Source organism: Arthrobacter sp. B0427-1-12 (assembly GCF_059092905.1).
Genome location: NZ_JBNHIC010000162.1, coordinates 1 through 1,050, shown reverse-complemented (window position 1 = coordinate 1,050; position 1,050 = coordinate 1). Strand labels below are relative to the sequence as shown.

Annotated in this window: 2 pseudogenes; both read left to right on the top strand. The window is 59.7% G+C overall.

Features of this window, described 5'->3' with window-relative positions:
* Positions 1 to 321 precede the first annotated feature (321 nt).
* Positions 322 to 495 (top strand): annotated as a pseudogene (locus AC5RWU_RS24335) (helix-turn-helix domain-containing protein); the annotation flags it as partial.
* A gap of 375 nt (positions 496 to 870) precedes the next feature.
* A pseudogene (locus AC5RWU_RS24330) lies at positions 871 to 1,050 on the top strand (ferredoxin reductase); the annotation flags it as partial.

Genomic DNA, 1,050 nt, shown 5'->3' with positions numbered 1-1,050 from the left:
CGACGACCAGGTGTTACTGGTGTTGCTCTGGCCGTCTCAAGCTGTCCGACGACCAGGTGTTACTGGTGTTGCTCTGGCCGTCTCAAGCTGTCCGACGACCAGGTGTTACTGGTGTTGCTCTGGCCGTCTCAAGCTGTCCGACGGCCAGGTGTTACTGGTGTTGCTCTGGCCGTCTCAAGCTGTCCGACGACCAGGTATTACTGCAACGGTGCTTCCCCCTAAACAGGCGACTACAGCTACTTCAAGCGGGGGAACTTCCGTTCTCTTTTTCTTACGAGGAAAAAATATAACCACTCCCTGAAATCTCGTCAAGTCGCCTTTGAGGTCGCCAAGGCCAAGGGCCGGCTGCGCGGCAAACAGCCCAAACTCTCCAAGAGCCAGGAAGCCCACCTTGTCTCCCTCTATAAGGGAGGACACCACACCACCGCCGAGATCGCCGAGCTCTTCAAGGTCGCCCGCAGCACGGTGTACCGGATCGTACAGCGAACCCCCTAGGGCAGAACCATCGGTCGAAAAGCGCACGTTCCGTGTGGGGTACCGCATCCAAAACTCATCATCGATGCAGCAATCACGGCTCCGGGACGATGCCGCAGCCCAATCAATCCACCGCGGCAGCCTCCCGTTGCTCCCCGAATCCAGGCGAGTAGCTGTGGGGCATCGCTGCCGTGCACCTGCCCAACGGCAGCGGTCTGCGGCATGTTCAGGCCCTCCATGAACATGTAGATCCTGCCCGGATCCGCAATTAGACCCGAGGAAGAATGATCAGTAACCTTATGGTTTGGTTTTGGTCGGTTTTGCTCCGCGGTGCTGCACACGGGCGATGGTGATGCGTAGGAGAAGTATGGGTGGACGCGGTATCAGGATGAGTGCATGAGCAGGCTTAGGCGGGCGGCATCGATGTTGACCACTCCACTGGCCCCGGAAGATTTTGCGTCCCTGTTCAACCCCGTGTTCTCCACCCGTCAGCTGCGCGGCGTGGTGACCCGCGTGGTTCCCCAGACTGCCGGCTCCGCAACCATTTTCTTCCGGCCCGGACGCGGCTGGCAGGCG